Origin of the sequence: Flavobacterium sp. LAR06 (assembly GCF_041946075.1) — a bacterium.
In the GTDB taxonomy this organism is placed as follows: domain Bacteria; phylum Bacteroidota; class Bacteroidia; order Flavobacteriales; family Flavobacteriaceae; genus Flavobacterium.
In genome coordinates this window covers 59,576-76,925 of sequence record NZ_JAUTYT010000004.1, presented here as the reverse complement: position 1 = coordinate 76,925, position 17,350 = coordinate 59,576, and the positions used below count along the sequence as shown (strand labels likewise).

Sequence of the window (17,350 nt, the reverse complement as noted above, 5' to 3'; positions counted from 1 at the left end):
AATTGCTTTCGCTTGCAAGTTTATGTTTTGTCATTGCGAGGAACGAAGCAATCACATTTAGTTTGTTTGTTAGTGTGGTTGCTTCGTTCCTCGCAATGACTTGTGCTTTATTATTTTTTAACCCTAACCGCATCCGGAACCAGCATTTCATACTCGCCACCATTTCGCAATACATCACGAACAATACTTGAGCTGATATAAGATGTTCTTGCGGCAGTTAATAAAAATACCGTTTCAATTTTAGAAAGGCGTCTGTTAGTATGTGCAATGGCTTTTTCGAATTCGAAATCGGCTGGGTTGCGCAAACCTCTTAAAATAAAATGCGCTTTTTCCTTATGCGCTAAATCTATGGTCAATCCTTCATAAGTGATAACGGAGATTTTTGGCTCATCCTTGAAAGTTTCTTCAATAAATTGCTTTCTTTCTTCGAGTGAAAACATATATTTTTTTTCGGCATTAACACCAATGGCAATTACGATTTCGTCAAAAAGTGAAATTCCTCTTTTGATAATATCTTCGTGACCAAGTGTAATAGGGTCAAATGATCCTGGAAATATGGCTTTTCGCATTTTTTTTCTTTTTAAGGTTCAAAGCTACAAAGGCACAAAGGCGCAAAGGCTTTTTTATTTTGTTATTGGAAAATATTCTGATTTCTGTGGTTCCATAGGATACTCACTTCGTTTTATTTTTATGATTTCATCATTTTCATAAAGTTGTATTAATGCAGTTTTTGAATAAGCAGCCTGTCGATTAGAATAATTTTCAGCTTTATCCAAATCATCGGCTTCATACGGTAAATAGGCATCAAAATCATTATGAGTCGTGTAAATGCTATCTTTAGTTACTTTGTCAATTCTCATGTTTGAATAACAACCATTTGATAGCTTTAAATTATAAATATCCCCTTCGACTGGATTTTTTATTAAAAGACGGGTTTCATCTTTTTGATCAAAATAATTATTGATTGTAAAAATAAGCAATAAAGCTAAAACAGCAGAACCGGAAAACATCCAAATTGAATTGTCTAATTTTTCATTTCGAAGTTGAAGTTGCGTACTTTCAGATAAATCTTCATAATCAAAGTTCTCTTGACAGTGATTACATTTTATAAAAACTGATTTTCCAACAGGAAATAAAGGAATTAAAGTTATATGAGTGTACTTTCTATAAATGCTGAAATATAACTCGTTTTCCGATTTACATTTTGGGCATTTTTCATTTAAAATGACTCCATTTTTTAAATTTGAATCCCGAGTTCCAATTAGAAATAGCATAAATTATTTTGATTAAAGTAATTTAAGGTTTATGTTATTCTAAGTGTTTTGATTGCCGGAACCCATTCGTCTTTTTGACAAACTTTGCATTTTGCTGTTCCTGTTTTTTGTTCTTCGGTATGGCCGCAAAAGGTGCAGGCGTGCACACCTTCATTTAAAATGTTTTTGCTTTTGTCGTTAAATAAGCCGGGTAGAATAGGTAAGCCATATTTCACCTCTTTATCTTCATAGAAAAACACACTAATTTCTCCGCTGGTTTCTATAAAAGCATGTTTTATCTGTCCTAAATGCTCGATAGATTTGATGCGTAATTCGGAGAAAAATTCATCTTGTGCGAGGCTTTCTTTTTTAAAAGTTGTAATCGAAAATTTGCCATCCTGAATAAGACATTCCGTTTTTCCTTCAATAAATTCTTCGAACTTTTTGCTTTTTCCTGTCAGCCAGGTTACTGAACGATATAGAATGATGATAACTAAAAAAACAATTGCTGCAGGTACGATACCTACATCTTCGTAAAACATTGGATCGCCGGCTGCAGATCCTAATGCAATGATAATTACCGTTTCGAAAATAGACAATTGTTTTACACCTCGTTTTCCTGCTAATTTTAAAGTCAGCAATAAAATGATGAACATGACAGTGGAGCGAAATACAACTTCTAAGGCAAAATTTGCCGGTAAATTATTGTAGAATAATCTATTCCATTCGAAGATTTGTTTCATTTTTTCTTTTGAGGTTCAAAGGTTCAGAGTGGCAAAGGTTCAAAGGTTTTTTTTGGAAACCAGATAAATTGTTTTTATGTAAAAAAAGGTTCTGAGATCTTAGCATCTCAGAACCTTAGTATCTTGGCTACGCCAAAGCTAGCTCGATTGCGTTTGTGAACAAATCTTCAAGAGAAATTCCGGCTGCTTTGGCTTGTTGTGGAATCAAACTTTCGGTTGTTAAACCAGGAATTGTGTTCATTTCGAGCATGTAGGGTTCGTTGTCTACGATGATGAATTCGCTTCTTGAGAAACCTTTCATTTTTAAGACTTCGTAAGCACGTTTTGCAGTTTCACCCACTTTTTGCGTTAGTTCGTCTGAAATTCTGGCTGGGGTGATTTCTTGTGATTTTCCTTCGTATTTAGCTTCATAATCGAAGAAATCATTGTCTGAAACAATTTCTGTGATTGGTAACACTTTAATTTCTCCTTTGTAATTGATTACGCCGACAGAAACTTCAGTTCCGTCAAGGAAACTTTCGATTATAATTTCGTTGTCTTCTTTATAAGCCACTTCAATCGCAATTGGCAATTCGGCTTCCGATTTTACTTTTGAAATTCCGAAACTTGAACCTGCTTTATTTGGTTTAACAAAACATGGTAGCCCCACTTTTTTTACGATCTCTTCCGTATTGATTACGTCGCCTTTGTTTAGGTAATAAGAAATTGCCGTTTTGATTCCGTATGGTTTTAAAACCGATAATAAATCACGTTTATTGAAAGTCAATGCCGATTGGTAATAATCACAAGACGATTGTGGAATTCCTAATAATTCGAAATACGCTTGCATTAATCCGTCTTCGCCCGGAGTTCCGTGAATTGCGTTGAAAACACAGTCAAAAGTGATTTTTTGATCGTTTACAGTTACAGAAAAATCATTCTTATCAATGGCAAATTCGGCGTTGTTTTCGTCTACATAAACCCATTTTTCTTTAAAAATATGAATTCGGAATCCGTTGTATTTTGTTTTGTCAAGATATTGATGAACGACGTTTCCTGAAATAAGAGAAATTTTATATTCGCTCGAATACCCGCCCATGATAATGGCAATATTTTTCATGTTTTACTGTTTATTTGTTTAATCGAAATGTTGTTTAATTGTTGATTTGTTAAATCGTTTAATCGGAATCTTGTTTTGAAACTGAGTGCCCTAGCCCTGATGGGAGCGGCATCCTTTTATGGTGGGTTCACCATAAAGATACAGTCGGACAGCAGGAAATTGTTCCTTAAAATTATCCTTGGACTTCGCTCAGGATGACAATCACTCGACTTTCTTCCCTAAAACAAAATTATCATTTTTTTTGAAACGAAATAGCTTTATCTTTGCGACTAATAAAAATAAATTTATGAGCTTACGTCAGTATTTAACAAGCCGGGTTTTTTTCGTGCAAATTTTAATAGCATTTGCTATTATTGCGGTTTTAGGTTATTTGTTTATGCATTGGTTGACTTTTACCACTGATCACGGACATGAAATTGCGGTTCCGAATTTATCAAAATTGACTGAAGAACAAGTCGAAGAGAAATTGGACGAATTAGACTTAGATTACGTGCTTTTGGATAGTGTGGATTATAGAAGTGAATTCCCAAAATACAGTGTTGTTGAGCAAGATCCGTTGCCGGGAACAAAAGTAAAAGTGGGAAGAAAAATATATATTAAAATTAATTCTTCAGGATTTTCATCAGTTAAAATTCCTGATTTAATTGAGAAAACGTATCGTGAAGCGGTTCCGACTCTGAAGGCCTTAGGTCTTGAAGCGGGAACGATTACTTATATTCCGAACCTTGGAAAAGACATGGTTTTGGAGATGCGTTACAAAGGAAGAAACTTAAAAGTAGGAGATCGTGTGCTGAAAGCTTCTAAAATCGACTTGGTTTTAGGAGACGGAAAAGCAACGTATGTAGATGACAGTCAGGCAGCAGACAGTTTAGCAACGCCGGAGACAGAAACCCCAAAAGATGAACAATAATATTGAAAATTTAGATCTGGAAGACGAATTATTCGAACATTTCAGATTTGAAGTCCCTAAAGGTCAGGCGCTTTTGCGTATTGACAAATATTTAATGAATTTGATTCAGAATGCGACGCGAAATAAGATTCAGAACGCCGCTACTGAAGGAAACATTTTTGTAAATGATATTCCGGTAAAATCAAATTATAAAGTAAAACCATTTGATGTTGTAACGGTTATGTTATCACATCCACCGTTTGAAAACCATATTCTTCCGGAAGATCTTCCGTTGAATATTGTTTATGAAGATGATGCTTTGTTGTTGATTAACAAAGAACCAGGAATGGTAGTACATCCAGGTCACGGAAATTATACCGGAACTTTGGTTAATGCTTTGGCGCATCATTTTGATAATTTGCCAATGAACAGCAGTGAGCGTCCGGGATTGGTACACCGAATTGACAAAGATACATCCGGACTTTTGGTTGTGGCTAAAACGGAAGCGGCCATGACACATTTGGCAAAACAATTTGAAGCCAAAACTTCTGAACGCGAATATATTGCCCTGGTTTGGGGAAATGTTACTGAAGAAGAAGGAACGATTGAAGGAAACCTTGCCAGACATTTGAAAGACCGCATGCAAATGGCTGTTTTTGCTGAGCCTGAAATTGGAAAACCAGCAATTACACATTATAAAGTTTTGGAGCGTTTTGGTTATGTGACTTTGATTTCCTGTAGATTAGAAACCGGAAGAACACACCAGATTCGTGCACATATGAAACACATTGGGCATCCGTTGTTTAATGACGAACGTTACGGTGGTCATTTGATTTTGAAAGGAACTACGTTTACGAAATACAAACAGTTTATTGAGAACTGTTTCAAAGCATTGCCACGTCAGGCTTTGCATGCGAAAACACTTGGTTTTGTACATCCGAATACAGGAGAAATGATGCGTTTTGATACGGAACTGCCTCAGGATTTTCAGGATTGTATTGAGAAATGGCGTAATTATGGAAAGACGCACAGTATTGAAGAAGACGAAAACTAATTAGATAATTTGTCAATTAGAAAATTAGATAATTTCTTGAACACGAATTCCACTAATTTACACAGATTAATTTCGTGTGCATTAGTGGAATTTGTGTTTTACGTCTATTTATTCAATCGTTTTAATGGTCAAATCTATTATTTTGACTTCGCCGTTGGTTAAGAAACCTAATTTTCCTTGTTGGCTTAAATTGCTTTTTTCGATGGAACATTCTAAGAAAGTTTCGTTATTGACAGAAAAGTACAGTTGATTATTGACAACTCTTATTTTAACCGAATAGCATTTGTTATTTTCTAACTTCATTGGCTTTTTGAATAAAGTTGGGCCGCCTCGTTTACCATATTCATCGCTGTTTTTACTGTAAACCCCTTGTCCAATCACGATATTTTGATCGATTTGATACAGATACGTTCTAATGTATTTTTCTTTGTTGATATTTAACATAACCTCAAATAAAGATTCTTTGGTCATGTTTACTTTAAAATCGATTTCATAATTTTTTGGAAGCTGCTTTTTAGATTCTATAACGCCCCAATGCATTGGACCTCCAATTCCGATTAAGGTATCTTTTTGCAAAAACCATTCTTTGGATTTAAAGTGCCAATCTGATTTGAATTTAGAAACTTTGGTAATTTTATATTCTTTATTTGCTGTTGAAATTGTTGTAGAACATGAAATTGCTATTAACGCTACAGCTGATACAGCTATTGATTTAATTCTCATTTGTGTGTTTTAATTTGACTCTGAAGTTTATCAATATAAGAAAACTCAAAACTTCATATTGAAATGTGATTAAAATGAAATAGAACTATCTTTTAATATTTTTTGTAGACGTATAATTTCGCTTACTAATTGAGGTACAACATTTCTTGACATCGCGATAAAATCTTGATCATCTTTTCGAATATTAAAAAATTCTATATCATAATCTCTATCATTTTCGTCTCCTGTCATAATAAAATTTGATCCGCTTTCGTGATCTCTTTCTTCTATGAAAGAATTCCAAGGTGGTCTGGTGGCTTTATTACAAATTTTAATAATGTTCTCCAGTTCTTTAGTTTCCATACTTTTTAGTTTAACTCCGAGTGGTATTTTATTTTTCCGATTGATCCCGTTGATGCTGGTAATAATTCAAAAACAGAAGTAGGAGCTAGGCCGGATTCTATTCGATGCGAAACATATAAAATGCTCACATTGGTTTCTTGCTTTATTGTGTTGATCAATTGAATTACCATATCTACATTTTCATCGTCTAGACCTTCCACAGGTTCATCTAAAATTAATAGAGGCGGATGTTTTAAAACTGCACGAACAATTAATCCAACTCTTTGCTGACCGATGGAAAGATCAATAAAACGTTTTTTTCTTAAATGCGTCATTTCGATTACTTCAAGCCATTGCGAAACAATTTGTTTTTGGTGTGTGGTTGGTTTAATATAAAGTCCGATGGAATCGAAAAATCCGGAAAGAATCATTTCTTCCAGCGTATGAGCTTTTTGAAATAAATCGGTCATAGAAGTAGCGAAGATTCCGATTTGCTTTTTGATGTCCCAAACGCTTTCTCCGGTTCCTTTTTTTCTTCCGAATAAATATAGATCCTGTCCAAATCCTTTTGGATTATCACCTGTAATTAAAGATAAAATCGTGCTTTTTCCTGAACCGTTTGGACCAATTAATTGCCAGAATTCGCCTTGTTTTATCGTCCATGAAATATTGTCCAGGATTTTCCTATCATCATAACTAACCGAAACATTTTCCATTTTGATTAATACACTTTCGTGGAAAGAATGCGGTTCAATCGCTTTTGGAATTGCCGCTGTATTTAGCGTTTTAAAATGATTCTCCGTTTTTGAAATTGGATGTAATTCAAAAGAATTGTCTTTGATTTGTGCTTTGTTGGGAACAAAATCCAAAATATCAGAAACTCGATTCACCAATTGAATAATGGCAATATCATCTGTTAGTTTTTCTAATGATTGTGCCAGAACCACTCTTGAAGCCTGATCTAAATGATCAAAAGGATTATCAAAAATGATAAAATCAGGTTTTTGGTTGATGCAGTATTTTAAAAATTCTTTTTTGCGTTCACCTGAAGAAAAAGTTCGAAGTTGTCTATGTGATTCCGGAGAAGCTTCTACCGAATCATACTGATACTCTTTTTCGATGAATTTTTCAATGGCGATGTCTGAAAACAAAATTCCTTTTTGGTTGTTAAAAACGGCTAATTCTCCTTTGGCGCTGCCGGAAAGCAATTGATCTATAAGGGTTTTTTTATTTACTAAGTTTGATAAAAGGATATCCCAATGCTGCATTTTAAAATTATTTATGTGGGCATAGAGTAATATTTATTTTTCTTGCCACAGATTAAAAGATTAAAAAGATTAATCATTGTAATCTGTTAATCTGTAGCAAATAATTACGTGTCTATGTGTTGTTTTTTTTAATCTATTTTATTTTTTGGTTGCCATCTCGCGATCGTTTCTCGACCATTCGCTCCAAGAGCCAACATATAATTTTGGAATTTCAATTCCGGCATAATCCATCGCTAATAAAGTGTGGCAGGCTGTTACGCCAGAACCGCAATGAACGATTACATTTTCAGGTTTTGTATCGCCTATAAGAGCGGTGTATTTTTTATTTAATTCTTCTGCCGATTTATAAAAACCATCTTCACTTAAATTTTCGCTAAACGGAACGTTAATCGCTCCGGGAATATGTCCCGCAATTAAATCCAACGGTTCTGTGAGACCATCAAAACGATTCTTGTCTCTAACATCGATTACTATGTTTTCGCTATTATTTCGGGCTTTTTCGACTTCTTCGATATCGGCGACAGCCAATTTCCATGCTGAAACTTTATATTCAGTCGCATCAAAATGTTCTATTTCTGAACTTGTTGGAAAACCAGTTTTTATAGCTGCCTGTAATCCTCCATTTAAAACCTGAATTTTTTCATGACCAATTGCTCTCAACATCCACCAAAATCGTGACGAAGCGTTTGATCCGTTTTTATCATCATAAATAACAACGTGACTTGTCAGAGAAATTCCGAGTGTGGAAAGTACTTGCGAAAATTTTTCTAAAGAGGGTAAAGGATGTCTTCCACCATTGGCAGGATTTTCTTCAAGAGTTGCTAAATCCCGATTCAAATCGACATAACGCGCGCCTTTTAAGTGCTCGTTTTTATAGTTTTCTTCAGCATTGACTCCGGCTCTGGCATCAATTAAAACAATTTCTGATGAATCTTTTAATGGCAATAAATCTTCAGAATTTATAATAGGAGAAAGTTTGTGTGACATTTTGAAATCATTTATTTTTTTGAATTTCCGAATATTTGTAAGGCATTCAGAATTAGTTTATTTTGATTCTCATTTTCAAAAGTATTTGAAAGTGTTTTATTCGTTCCGTGTTCGTAATCAATATCATTATGGCCCATGTTTATATAGAGCATTTTATATTTTTTATTTGTCCAAACGACAGGGTAGTAGCCGCTATGCCAAATTTCATGTGCTTTTGGTCCGGTTCCGAGCGGAAAACTGCTTTCATCGATCGCTACCAGAATTTTGATATCCGGATTTTTCGTCAAAGCATTACTCCATCGGTACCATTCGTTGGGCTGTGATGAAAAAGTTTTAGGAAGTCCTATCGTTATCGGATCTTTATTCTCCACTCTTAAAACTGCCGATGTAGGTCTCCAGGTATTGCTTCCGTATTCGCCGGAACCTAAAAAAGTATTATGATACCAATCCCAGTTTTGCGGATAAGAAGAATTATTTAAAGCAAAAGCCGAAAAATGAAATCCAATAAATCCGCCACCGTTTTCCATATATTTTTGGAAAGCCACACGCTGATCTGAAGTTTCTGGTCTTGTGTCTAAAAACAATACTACTTTATATTGCTCCAAAAATTTAGCATTCAGATTATCCCAATTACTGGTGGAATCATATTCAAAATGATTTTCTTCCGCAATTTTAGGAAACCACTTATTGGCTTCGTGAACAAAACTGATATGTGCCTGATCATTTTTTGCCGTATAAAAAGCAATTACTTTAAATTTTGGACTTGCTTTTTTAGCTTGTGAAAATCCTAAAAAGCAAATCGAAAAAAGAGCAATCAGAATATATTTTTTAGACATAGAGATCTATTTTTATCAGACTAGCCTGGAATTTTTTCGATTAGTATTTCATTACCGGCCAGATCAAAATAAATACAAGTCATTTCGATAATATCAACTCTCCATTTTGCTATTCCGCATTGCCCACATTGATTACAAAAAGTCATATAATCAGTCTGTCCGTCCTGATGCGCTACTAAAAACTCGATAAAGCGTTCTTTATTTACTGTTGACGAAATTGGTATTAAATCATATTTTTCATCAGAGGCAACGGTATAATTATTTACACCATAATATTCAGTATGTCCGTCATTGACAAACGTATCATAGCCTTTTACGCCTAAAATGATTAAATCTTGTATGTAGTTTGGGAAATCTGCTCCGCTTTTTACTTTAGCATGTGCTTCTTTGATTTGTTCGATTGTAAACATATATTTTTAGTTTTAGTTATCAATATTTATTGTTTCAAAAATACGATTAATGGTTTTATAAATTGATCGAAAGATTCAATATGTGGTAAATGTCCCGTGTTTGGCACTTCAACTAATTTTGAATTTGGAATTGCTTTTTGTGTCTTTTTGCCGAGTTCAGCATAATTTCCCATTGTTTTTTTGACTTCTTCAGAAACCAGGTTTTTGCCTAAAGCCGTTTTGTCTCTTGTTCCGATAATTAAAAGGGTAGGGCTTTTGATGTTTTTGAATTCGTATACAACGGGCTGTGTAAAAATTATATCATATAAAAGCGCCGAATTCCATGCCACGCGATCATAATCCGGAGCTGAAGTCCAACCGGCGCCAAGTTCCGCCCATTTTTGAAAATCGACATTCCATTTTCCATCATAATAATTTGCCATCTGATACTTTTTGATAGCCTCATAATTTTGTTTTAATTCTGATTCGTACCACCAATCAACCGGTTTGTAAGGAACGACTAATTTCCAGTCTTCTAAACCAATTGGGTTTTCCAATACTAGTTTTTCAGTAGTTTCCGGATACATTAAAGCAAATCTTGTCGCCAGCATTCCGCCCATGGAATGTCCCAAAATCGTTGTTTTTTCAATTCCCAAATGAGCTAATAATTTTTTTGTATTCTCCGCCAATTGCTGAAAAGTATATTGAAAATTATCAGGTTTGGTAGATTTTCCAAAACCAATCTGATCCGGAACGATGACACGAAAACCTTCTTTAGCCAAAGCTTTAATGGTTGTTTCCCAATAAGCACCGTTGAAGTTTTTACCATGAAGCAGCACGATATTTTTCTTGTTGTAATTTTCAGGAATGATATCCATATACGCCATTTTCAAAGATTGACGTTGATTGCTCAATTCTATAAATTTTACTGGAAAAGGATATTCGTAATTGGTTAAGTTAATGTCTAAAGACTTAATGTTTCCTTCCTGAGAAAAGCAAACTATAGGAAAAAGCGCTAAGAGCAGTTTTATAATTTTCATTGTAAGACAGATTTAGGATTAAGAACTATAAAATTACCGTTAACCATTTTGAAAAGCAAAAATTAAAGTCTTAAAGTTATGAGAAAATTATAGCAAATATACCTCCTTAATTTTAGTATTTCCTTTGAATATTGATTAAATGTGGGAATTTGATTACTTAAAATTTACACTTAATCGAGTAATATGGTTATTTGAAGAACTTCTTTTATTAACAAGAAAAATAGATGTAAATTAGAGTAAGAATGTTGTCAGCTAAACTTGGTATTATGAAAAAAACAATACTATTACTCTTGCTCACAGTCCCCACATTTGCCCAGGAAATCAATACATTTGATTTCGCCGTTATAAACTCTACATTAATCTCTGCCAATATCGATCTCGATAAGGGACGGAGCGTTGTCGCGGCCAATGAAGATCAATATTCGGCCTATTTTCAGTACGCACTTAATATGTGTGATGATGATATTATTTTTGGTGCCGGAATCGATAAGTCGGAAATTGACCGAACCTATATTGGGTATGTCGGAAAAATTTGCGGCAAATTCAGAGCTACTATTGGTCTTGGTTATCTTGAATCGAGAAGCGGTTATGATGGAACCTTTACTGGTTTTAGTGTTTCATGGCATTTTTCTGAAAACACCTATATTGGTGGAAATCTTGAAAACCTGCATTCTACCAGTGTCGATTACGAAACCGATGAAAGCTTCGATTACTATAAAAAACTGGTTCCGAAGGTTTTTGGAAGTTATGAAGTTATTCCCCACGTTATTGTTTTCGGGCAATTGAGCAGTAGGGTAAATGATATTGCTCTGAAATATCAGGTTCGTCGTTTTTCCGCCGGTGGATTTTATTCCGGACATGGAGTAGAGGGTATTTTTGGAACCGTCAATTTGGGCCGATTTGCAGTTTCCTGCAGCACAACTTTTGATAAAGTGAATTTTGGATTGAAATTTCAGTAAATTAATCAGGCGATTTTATTATTTTGAGGATTCTTCAGTACTTGTTTTGTCTTTTTTAAAGTCACAACTCGCTGAGGATACGGAATGTCAATAGCTGCTTCATCAAAACGTTTTTTGATGCTTTGCAGCAAATCGCAGTACATTACAAAACCATCTGTCGAATTTTTTGCCCAGGCCCAGGCTTTTAGTGTTACACTGGAATCTGCCAGTGCCACAACACGCGCGACAACCAAGGGCGTTTTTTGTTTCTTGGTCTCAGCTGTTCTGGTATCAATAAAAAGTGGATGTTTGCCAATTTCGTTTTTCATGATTTCTAATGCTTTCTCAACATCAGAGTCATAACCAATTCCAATTTCTATGATTTTGCAGCATTTCGTGTCATGCATATTGGTGTTCACAATAATTTGATTGCTGATGACTGCATTCGGAATAATGATTCGGTTGTTTTCAGCATCTTTCAAAACAACTTGTCTTAAATTTATGTCTTCAACTGTACCAACAAAATTATTGATCGTGATTTTATCATTAATTCTGAAAGGCTTAAAAATGACTAAAAGAACACCGCTGACAATATTGCTCAGGGCTTGTTGAGAAGCCAAACCAGCAACTAAAGAAATCATTCCCGCACCCGCTAAAACAGAGTGCCCAATGATTTTAAACTCCGGAATTTGTATGAGTGCAAAAGCAAAACCAAGAATATAAATTACTGTTATAATTAAATGTTTAAGAAACTTGAATCCAGTTGCATCATAATCTTTATTGGCCTGTTTGCGATAGAGAAAATAGCGAAGCACTTTATCTGTTATCGCACCCAGAATAATTGTTGTAATGGCAATAAAAGCAATAAAGAAGCCTATTCTAAAGTCTTTTAAATAGTCAATCATAATTTTTGATTTAAGAAAAAAATCCAAAAAACGTATGTAAATACTATTTTTTGGATTTGATAAAGTTATGAAAAAGGATGTTTGTTTTTATAAACCAACGAAATCATCACTTTTTGGGAAAATACTTAAAGCTTCAATAGCGATTTCCGGAGTAGGAGAAGCTAATTTGCGGAGTTTTGTATCCATCCAGGCACCATCAACCGTAATGGTAGCGCAAAGTGTATCATCTTCTCTTCTAAATTCGTGAATGATTGACCAACGCGAAGCATCGGCTTTCATTTTTGATGTTTTGGTATGAATAAATATTTTGTCTGAAAGTTTTAGTTCTTTTCTAAAAACACATTCTTCTCTAAATAAGACCGGACCAAAACCCTGCGTTTGCATTACTCTCAGCGTTAAACCCAATTCTTCAAGAATTTCGATACGGTGTTGTGCACCAAAATCATAATAAGCACTATGACGAACGTGGAAGTTAGGGTCAAGATCAGACCAGCGAAAAGAAATTTCTTTAATAAATGAAGCCATTTTTATTGTATTTTAATTTTTATTAAGATTGTTTTTAAAAGAACTTAGTCTTTAAAATAGCAATCCTTTTTGGAAAATCGAAATTACGAATTAAAAAGGAAATGTATGTATTAAATTAAAAATTATTATGCATGCATATAAAAAGAACTTGCGTTTTTACTTCATTATAAAGTTTTCAAAAAAGAAGAAAGAGCTGTTTTTATTTGAATTACAAACTTTCAAGATTATCCCATTCATATTCAATTTTATTTATTTTGATGTAATAAGGAATGAGCAAAAGAATTTCTAATCTAATAGGGATATGTCCGTCTCCGGAAGTAAATGGTAAGACAAACATTGACGCAATACAAATTACAATTCCTACGATAGCATCAATTTTGGCGATTATTATGGCATTTGGCTTCTCAAACCATAATGAATACGCTGCAAAACCTTTAAGTGTCATGGTTGCAATAATAAAAATACCAACTCCCGAATATGCTGTGTTGCTTGAGAAACCATAAAGAGATAAACTAACGTTGTCTGTAAAAGCATTTCCAATTAACGATGCCAGACCGCAAATACCTAATAGCATAAAAATCCAACAAAATGTTTTAATCCACCATGGAAGGAGTTTTCTTCTAATAATTGCTGGTTTGTCAAATTCGTCAAATTTGCTTTCTAATTCCTGGTTCATGTTTTTAAGTTTATGGTTTTGGTTGACGAATATAGATTAAATTTTAATATTACTTTATTGAATTAATGTTTTTGATTATTGTCGCCTTATCCGCAGGAGAGCTAGTAATCTGCAATGCCTTTTCGAAATTTTCTATGGCTTTTTTATTGTCAATATTTGTGTAAAGATTGCCTAATAACGAATAATAAAAAGGATTTTGAGTAAGATTTAATTTTTCGGCTTCAATAATAGCTTTCTTTTTTCCATTTGTTTTGGCTAAAGCAAAAGTTCTGTTCAAAGCGGCAATAGGCGAATATTCTAAAAAGAGTAAATGATTATAAAGATGCAGGATATTTTGCCATTTTTCAGGAGTATCCTCTTTTTGCGTATGCCAGTAGGCGATGCTGGCTTCCAGGTGGTATTTTGAAAGTGTATTTCCTGTTGATGCCTGAACAAGATAATATTGGCCTTTTTCGATTAATTCCTGATTCCACAATGATTCGTCCTGATCCTGATATAAGATCGTTTCGCCATTTTCGTTTGTTCTGGCATCAAATCTTGAGCTATGAAAACACATTAGGGAAAGTAAGGCGTTTGCAGCAGGCAAATTAGTTGTTGGATTTTCGATTAATAAAAAAGTCAATCTCATGGCTTCTGCGCAAAGATCTTTTCTGAGAATAGTATTTTGCGAAGTTGAATAATAACCTTCAGAAAACAATAAATATAAAGTTGTTAAAACAGTTTCTAAGCGATTGTTGATTTCAGCAATGGTAGGTTGTTCAATTTTAATATTGGCCTCTTTAAGCTTTTCTTTGGCGCGATTGATTCTTTTGTAAATGACTTCTTTATTGGTTAAAAAGCCATCTGATATTTCCTGAATTCCGAATCCGCATAATAAATTTAAAGCCAGTGCAATTTGTGCTTCGGCAGAATTGACCGGATTACAAACGGTAAATATCATGGCCAGCTGACTGTCATTGATATTTTTGTTTGATAAATCAATTTCAATTTCTTCTGACTTATTTGCTGTGTGTTTTATTTCAACAGCAAGTTTTTGTTCGAAAATGGCATCTCGTTTTAAGTAATTTTTGGTTTTGTTTTTTGCCACTGTATAAAGCCAGGCTGTCGGGTTTTCAGGAATTCCTTTTATGCTCCAGCTTTCGGTTGCGGCAAGGAAAGTATCACTTGTAATGTCTTCGGCAATTTCGATATTATCGATTCCAAACAAGTAACAGAGTACCGAAACTATTTTTCGATACTCTGTTCTGAATAAATTGGGTAAAAGCTGACTTTCTTCCATAATTTTAAAAATGCAATCAGGAAATAAAATTAAAATTAATAGGTTCCGGTAACCGCCATACGTATTTCAACATTGCCGCCTAAATCTAATATTGGGCATCCGTTTGCAATCGCAACGGCTTCGCCATAATCTGCTGCTTTTATCATAATTAACCCGCCAATCGACTCTTTGATTTCAACGTAAGGTCCATTGATGACACTTTTATTTTTAGTTACAATTTTTCCTTCGCCATCCCATCGCTGCAAAGGTTTTGCTAATTTATCCTGCGCTGCAATGCCACCCAGCCAGTCCTGCCATAATTTTAATGAATCCTGCAATTCCTGTGGTGAAGGCTGGGTTTCTTTAGTGCTAAAATCTCTGCGAAATATTAATACAAATTCGTTCATAATATTATTTTTTGATGTTGTAAATCAGTTTTCCTTTTATTTCAAATTAACCAAATTGTCCTACTTTGTAAGTTCCAGGTTCGTTAGGAAAAGCAAGATTAATACGGTTCCAGGTATTAATGTTTGTGATAGCTAAAGTTAAATCAATTAATTCTTGTTCTGAAAATTCTTTTGCAGTTTCGTTGTAAACAGAATCGGTTACGTCACATTTAGTTAAAGCTTCTGCCCATGCAAATGCTGCTCTTTCGCGGTTAGTGTAATATCCTGCTTCTCTCCAGGCACTTAATCCATATAATCTTTGTTCTGTTTCGCCTTTATCACGCGCATCTTTGTAATGCATGTCAAGGCAATAGGCGCATTGGTTGATTTGAGAAACTCTAAAAAGAACTAATTCGATAAGGGATTGCTCTAGAGGAGATTTTTTCAAATATCCACCAATTGGATAAAGAGTTTTTAATGCATTTTGTCCTTTTTCGTGAATGTTAATTCGATTTTTCATTTTGTTTAAATTTTATATTTATAAATGTTGTTATAATGGAATAACAATCGAACTTTCAGAATTGGACAAATTATTTTATTTTTTTTTAAAATTATTTTTCTTCCTCTTTAATATTTAATTTTTTGACGATCCACGGAAGTGAAAGTCCTTGCCCTACAATGGTTAAGAGTACAACCGCTACAGAAATAAATAATATTGCATTTCGTTCAGGAAAAGGAGTTCCGTCCGGAAGGAATTTTGGTAAACCCAGCGCAATAGCCAACGAAACAATACCGCGCATTCCGGACCATGCAATAACTAAACTGTTTTTAGAATCGAGTAAGGCATGTTCGTTAACTTTTCGTTTTTTTCGATCATTTTTTTGAAAAGCTTTTTGCAGATTTATTTTCTGAAAAAAGATTCTTATCATTCTGGTCAATAAGGCTACGACGGTTATAATGGCGGCATAACCAATATAAGGGAGAATCATAACGTTATCAATGTCTTTTAGAATATATCTAAAATTGAGTCCGATTAAAATGAAAATTAATCCGTTTAGAATAAAAATAATGACGTCCCAAAGATTCTTTGAATTGTTTTTTAAACTCTCAGGAAAGATCTTTTTACTGAAACGCGATATTGATAAACCTAAGCAAACAACAGCAATTACTCCGGAAACATGCAGATGCTCCGCGACTAAATAAGTGACAAAAGGCATCAAAAGCATAAAACTAACTGTAACATTTATGTTTTTGCGGACTTTGGTGAGAATGAACGCCAGAATTTTGGACATTACAAAACCAATTAAGAAGCCGCCTGCCAATAAAAGGACAAACTGAAATGTTGCCTTCCAGATTATAAAAGCAGAGCCCATTGCAGTCGCCACGGCAAAACGATAAGCAACCAATGCGGAAGCATCGTTAATTAAACTTTCGCCTTCGAGTATGGTAATGGTTTTTTCTGGTATTGCGAGGCCTTTTGTTACGTTTACAGCAGCAACCGCGTCAGTAGCTGATAAGATAGCTCCGAGTACAAATGATAACGGCCAGGTCATACCGGGAATCATATAATGGGAGACTATGGCAATCCAAAATGTTGTTAGAAAAACAAGAGGTATTGCTAATGTGCTTATTGTACTAAGATTTGTTTTGAAATGTTTAGGCGAAATATTAAACGAAGCATCATATAATAAAGGAGGAAGAAATATCAGGAAAATAACTTCCGGATTGATTTCAATTTCTGCCATTGTTGGTATAAAACCAATAGCAACTCCAACAATAACCAAAAGAATAGGATAGGGGATTTTTGATTTGTCAGCAAATGCAGAAAGACCAATGACAATGGCCAGAATAAAAATGATGATGGTATAATTTTCCATTAAACAGATTTAGTGAATTTTAGGAATAGCTAATTTAATTAAAAAGATTTTGCTTTTAATTGAAATAATTCTTCTTTTGAAACCGGGTCTCCTAGCCCTGATGGGAACGGCATCCTTTTGTGGTGGGGTTCACCACAAAAGATACAGTGGACGGCAGGAATCAGCTCCTTAAAATAACAACAA

Annotated in this window: 21 protein-coding genes; 3 read left to right on the top strand and 18 right to left on the bottom strand. The window is 34.4% G+C overall.

Translation table 11 applies throughout. The features are described 5' to 3' along the window. Positions 1-110 precede the first annotated feature (110 nt). The 4 genes from coaD to Q7C23_RS07145 form a co-directional block, all read right to left on the bottom strand. Positions 111-569, bottom strand: coding sequence for a pantetheine-phosphate adenylyltransferase (coaD, locus tag Q7C23_RS07160; RefSeq protein WP_026982220.1), 459 nt, complete (start codon positions 567-569; stop codon positions 111-113). A gap of 54 nt (positions 570-623) precedes the next feature. After that, positions 624-1,274 (bottom strand): hypothetical protein, encoded by a 651-nt coding sequence (locus Q7C23_RS07155; RefSeq protein WP_375031866.1) that lies wholly within the window; start codon positions 1,272-1,274, stop codon positions 624-626. Between the two features lie 29 nt (positions 1,275-1,303). Next, entirely contained in the window at positions 1,304-1,996 is a 693-nt protein-coding gene (locus Q7C23_RS07150; protein WP_375031865.1) for a DUF421 domain-containing protein, read from the bottom strand. A 127-nt stretch (positions 1,997-2,123) separates the two neighbouring features. Next, positions 2,124-3,095, bottom strand: a complete 972-nt coding sequence (locus tag Q7C23_RS07145; protein WP_375031864.1) for a D-alanine--D-alanine ligase — start codon at positions 3,093-3,095, stop codon at positions 2,124-2,126. A 286-nt stretch (positions 3,096-3,381) separates the two neighbouring features. On the opposite strand from Q7C23_RS07145, the gene Q7C23_RS07140 reads away from it, so the two are divergent. Further along, positions 3,382-4,005: a PASTA domain-containing protein gene (locus Q7C23_RS07140; protein WP_375031863.1), complete on the top strand. Its 624-nt coding sequence runs from the start codon at positions 3,382-3,384 to the stop codon at positions 4,003-4,005. Further along, complete coding sequence (locus Q7C23_RS07135) at positions 3,995-5,038, top strand: RluA family pseudouridine synthase (RefSeq protein WP_375031862.1); 1,044 nt, start codon at positions 3,995-3,997, stop codon at positions 5,036-5,038. The genes Q7C23_RS07140 and Q7C23_RS07135 overlap by 11 nt, the downstream gene beginning before the upstream one ends. 108 nt (positions 5,039-5,146) lie before the next feature. Here the strand turns inward: Q7C23_RS07135 and Q7C23_RS07130 are convergent, their stop codons facing one another. The 7 genes from Q7C23_RS07130 to Q7C23_RS07100 form a co-directional block, all read right to left on the bottom strand. Further along, positions 5,147-5,761: a hypothetical protein gene (locus Q7C23_RS07130; RefSeq protein ID WP_375031861.1), complete on the bottom strand. Its 615-nt coding sequence runs from the start codon at positions 5,759-5,761 to the stop codon at positions 5,147-5,149. Positions 5,762-5,830: 69 nt separating this feature from the next. Further along, on the bottom strand, positions 5,831-6,103 hold the full coding sequence (locus Q7C23_RS07125) for a hypothetical protein (RefSeq protein WP_375031860.1): 273 nt from the start codon (positions 6,101-6,103) through the stop codon (positions 5,831-5,833). A gap of 5 nt (positions 6,104-6,108) precedes the next feature. Next, complete coding sequence (locus tag Q7C23_RS07120; protein ID WP_375031859.1) at positions 6,109-7,350, bottom strand: ATP-binding cassette domain-containing protein; 1,242 nt, start codon at positions 7,348-7,350, stop codon at positions 6,109-6,111. Positions 7,351-7,488: 138 nt separating this feature from the next. Next, positions 7,489-8,337 carry a sulfurtransferase gene (locus Q7C23_RS07115; RefSeq protein ID WP_375031858.1) on the bottom strand — a complete coding sequence of 283 codons (849 nt, stop codon included), beginning with the start codon at positions 8,335-8,337 and terminating at the stop codon, positions 7,489-7,491. An 11-nt stretch (positions 8,338-8,348) separates the two neighbouring features. Further along, positions 8,349-9,173: a ThuA domain-containing protein gene (locus Q7C23_RS07110; protein ID WP_375031857.1), complete on the bottom strand. Its 825-nt coding sequence runs from the start codon at positions 9,171-9,173 to the stop codon at positions 8,349-8,351. A 20-nt stretch (positions 9,174-9,193) separates the two neighbouring features. After that, positions 9,194-9,583, bottom strand: a complete 390-nt coding sequence (locus Q7C23_RS07105; RefSeq protein ID WP_375031856.1) for a DUF1398 domain-containing protein — start codon at positions 9,581-9,583, stop codon at positions 9,194-9,196. A gap of 26 nt (positions 9,584-9,609) precedes the next feature. Next, positions 9,610-10,602: an alpha/beta fold hydrolase gene (locus Q7C23_RS07100; protein ID WP_375031855.1), complete on the bottom strand. Its 993-nt coding sequence runs from the start codon at positions 10,600-10,602 to the stop codon at positions 9,610-9,612. A 266-nt stretch (positions 10,603-10,868) separates the two neighbouring features. On the opposite strand from Q7C23_RS07100, the gene Q7C23_RS07095 reads away from it, so the two are divergent. Then, positions 10,869-11,561, top strand: a complete 693-nt coding sequence (locus Q7C23_RS07095; protein ID WP_375031854.1) for a hypothetical protein — start codon at positions 10,869-10,871, stop codon at positions 11,559-11,561. Positions 11,562-11,566: 5 nt separating this feature from the next. On the opposite strand, the gene Q7C23_RS07090 is transcribed toward Q7C23_RS07095, so the two are convergent. The 7 genes from Q7C23_RS07090 to Q7C23_RS07060 all read right to left on the bottom strand — a co-directional run bounded on the left by Q7C23_RS07090 (position 11,567) and on the right by Q7C23_RS07060 (position 17,167). Next, entirely contained in the window at positions 11,567-12,445 is an 879-nt protein-coding gene (locus Q7C23_RS07090; RefSeq protein ID WP_375031853.1) for a mechanosensitive ion channel family protein, read from the bottom strand. Between the two features lie 87 nt (positions 12,446-12,532). Beyond that, positions 12,533-12,970 (bottom strand): thioesterase family protein, encoded by a 438-nt coding sequence (locus Q7C23_RS07085; protein ID WP_026982233.1) that lies wholly within the window; start codon positions 12,968-12,970, stop codon positions 12,533-12,535. A gap of 208 nt (positions 12,971-13,178) precedes the next feature. Continuing rightward, positions 13,179-13,646 (bottom strand): hypothetical protein, encoded by a 468-nt coding sequence (locus tag Q7C23_RS07080; RefSeq protein ID WP_375031852.1) that lies wholly within the window; start codon positions 13,644-13,646, stop codon positions 13,179-13,181. A gap of 49 nt (positions 13,647-13,695) precedes the next feature. Further along, the gene (locus Q7C23_RS07075) at positions 13,696-14,925 is read right to left on the bottom strand and encodes an RNA polymerase sigma factor (RefSeq protein ID WP_375031851.1); all 1,230 of its coding nucleotides are present in this window, start codon (positions 14,923-14,925) and stop codon (positions 13,696-13,698) included. Positions 14,926-14,960: 35 nt separating this feature from the next. Next, entirely contained in the window at positions 14,961-15,311 is a 351-nt protein-coding gene (locus tag Q7C23_RS07070) for a YciI family protein (RefSeq protein ID WP_375031850.1), read from the bottom strand. 46 nt (positions 15,312-15,357) lie between these two features. After that, positions 15,358-15,810, bottom strand: coding sequence for a carboxymuconolactone decarboxylase family protein (locus Q7C23_RS07065; protein ID WP_375031849.1), 453 nt, complete (start codon positions 15,808-15,810; stop codon positions 15,358-15,360). 91 nt (positions 15,811-15,901) lie between these two features. After that, positions 15,902-17,167 (bottom strand): Na+/H+ antiporter, encoded by a 1,266-nt coding sequence (locus Q7C23_RS07060; protein WP_375031848.1) that lies wholly within the window; start codon positions 17,165-17,167, stop codon positions 15,902-15,904. Positions 17,168-17,350: the final 183 nt, after the last annotated feature.

What these genes read in the sequence shown, in the direction of transcription:
- coaD (WP_026982220.1), bottom strand. Translation starts at nt 569, where the DNA reads ATGCGAAAAGCCATATTTCCAGGATCATTTGACCCTATTACACTTGGT.
- Q7C23_RS07155 (WP_375031866.1), bottom strand. Translation starts at nt 1,274, where the DNA reads ATGCTATTTCTAATTGGAACTCGGGATTCAAATTTAAAAAATGGAGTC.
- Q7C23_RS07150 (WP_375031865.1), bottom strand. Translation starts at nt 1,996, where the DNA reads ATGAAACAAATCTTCGAATGGAATAGATTATTCTACAATAATTTACCG.
- Q7C23_RS07145 (WP_375031864.1), bottom strand. Translation starts at nt 3,095, where the DNA reads ATGAAAAATATTGCCATTATCATGGGCGGGTATTCGAGCGAATATAAA.
- Q7C23_RS07140 (WP_375031863.1), top strand. Translation starts at nt 3,382, where the DNA reads ATGAGCTTACGTCAGTATTTAACAAGCCGGGTTTTTTTCGTGCAAATT.
- Q7C23_RS07135 (WP_375031862.1), top strand. Translation starts at nt 3,995, where the DNA reads ATGAACAATAATATTGAAAATTTAGATCTGGAAGACGAATTATTCGAA.
- Q7C23_RS07130 (WP_375031861.1), bottom strand. Translation starts at nt 5,761, where the DNA reads ATGAGAATTAAATCAATAGCTGTATCAGCTGTAGCGTTAATAGCAATT.
- Q7C23_RS07125 (WP_375031860.1), bottom strand. Translation starts at nt 6,103, where the DNA reads ATGGAAACTAAAGAACTGGAGAACATTATTAAAATTTGTAATAAAGCC.
- Q7C23_RS07120 (WP_375031859.1), bottom strand. Translation starts at nt 7,350, where the DNA reads ATGCAGCATTGGGATATCCTTTTATCAAACTTAGTAAATAAAAAAACC.
- Q7C23_RS07115 (WP_375031858.1), bottom strand. Translation starts at nt 8,337, where the DNA reads ATGTCACACAAACTTTCTCCTATTATAAATTCTGAAGATTTATTGCCA.
- Q7C23_RS07110 (WP_375031857.1), bottom strand. Translation starts at nt 9,173, where the DNA reads ATGTCTAAAAAATATATTCTGATTGCTCTTTTTTCGATTTGCTTTTTA.
- Q7C23_RS07105 (WP_375031856.1), bottom strand. Translation starts at nt 9,583, where the DNA reads ATGTTTACAATCGAACAAATCAAAGAAGCACATGCTAAAGTAAAAAGC.
- Q7C23_RS07100 (WP_375031855.1), bottom strand. Translation starts at nt 10,602, where the DNA reads ATGAAAATTATAAAACTGCTCTTAGCGCTTTTTCCTATAGTTTGCTTT.
- Q7C23_RS07095 (WP_375031854.1), top strand. Translation starts at nt 10,869, where the DNA reads ATGAAAAAAACAATACTATTACTCTTGCTCACAGTCCCCACATTTGCC.
- Q7C23_RS07090 (WP_375031853.1), bottom strand. Translation starts at nt 12,445, where the DNA reads ATGATTGACTATTTAAAAGACTTTAGAATAGGCTTCTTTATTGCTTTT.
- Q7C23_RS07085 (WP_026982233.1), bottom strand. Translation starts at nt 12,970, where the DNA reads ATGGCTTCATTTATTAAAGAAATTTCTTTTCGCTGGTCTGATCTTGAC.
- Q7C23_RS07080 (WP_375031852.1), bottom strand. Translation starts at nt 13,646, where the DNA reads ATGAACCAGGAATTAGAAAGCAAATTTGACGAATTTGACAAACCAGCA.
- Q7C23_RS07075 (WP_375031851.1), bottom strand. Translation starts at nt 14,925, where the DNA reads ATGGAAGAAAGTCAGCTTTTACCCAATTTATTCAGAACAGAGTATCGA.
- Q7C23_RS07070 (WP_375031850.1), bottom strand. Translation starts at nt 15,311, where the DNA reads ATGAACGAATTTGTATTAATATTTCGCAGAGATTTTAGCACTAAAGAA.
- Q7C23_RS07065 (WP_375031849.1), bottom strand. Translation starts at nt 15,810, where the DNA reads ATGAAAAATCGAATTAACATTCACGAAAAAGGACAAAATGCATTAAAA.
- Q7C23_RS07060 (WP_375031848.1), bottom strand. Translation starts at nt 17,167, where the DNA reads ATGGAAAATTATACCATCATCATTTTTATTCTGGCCATTGTCATTGGT.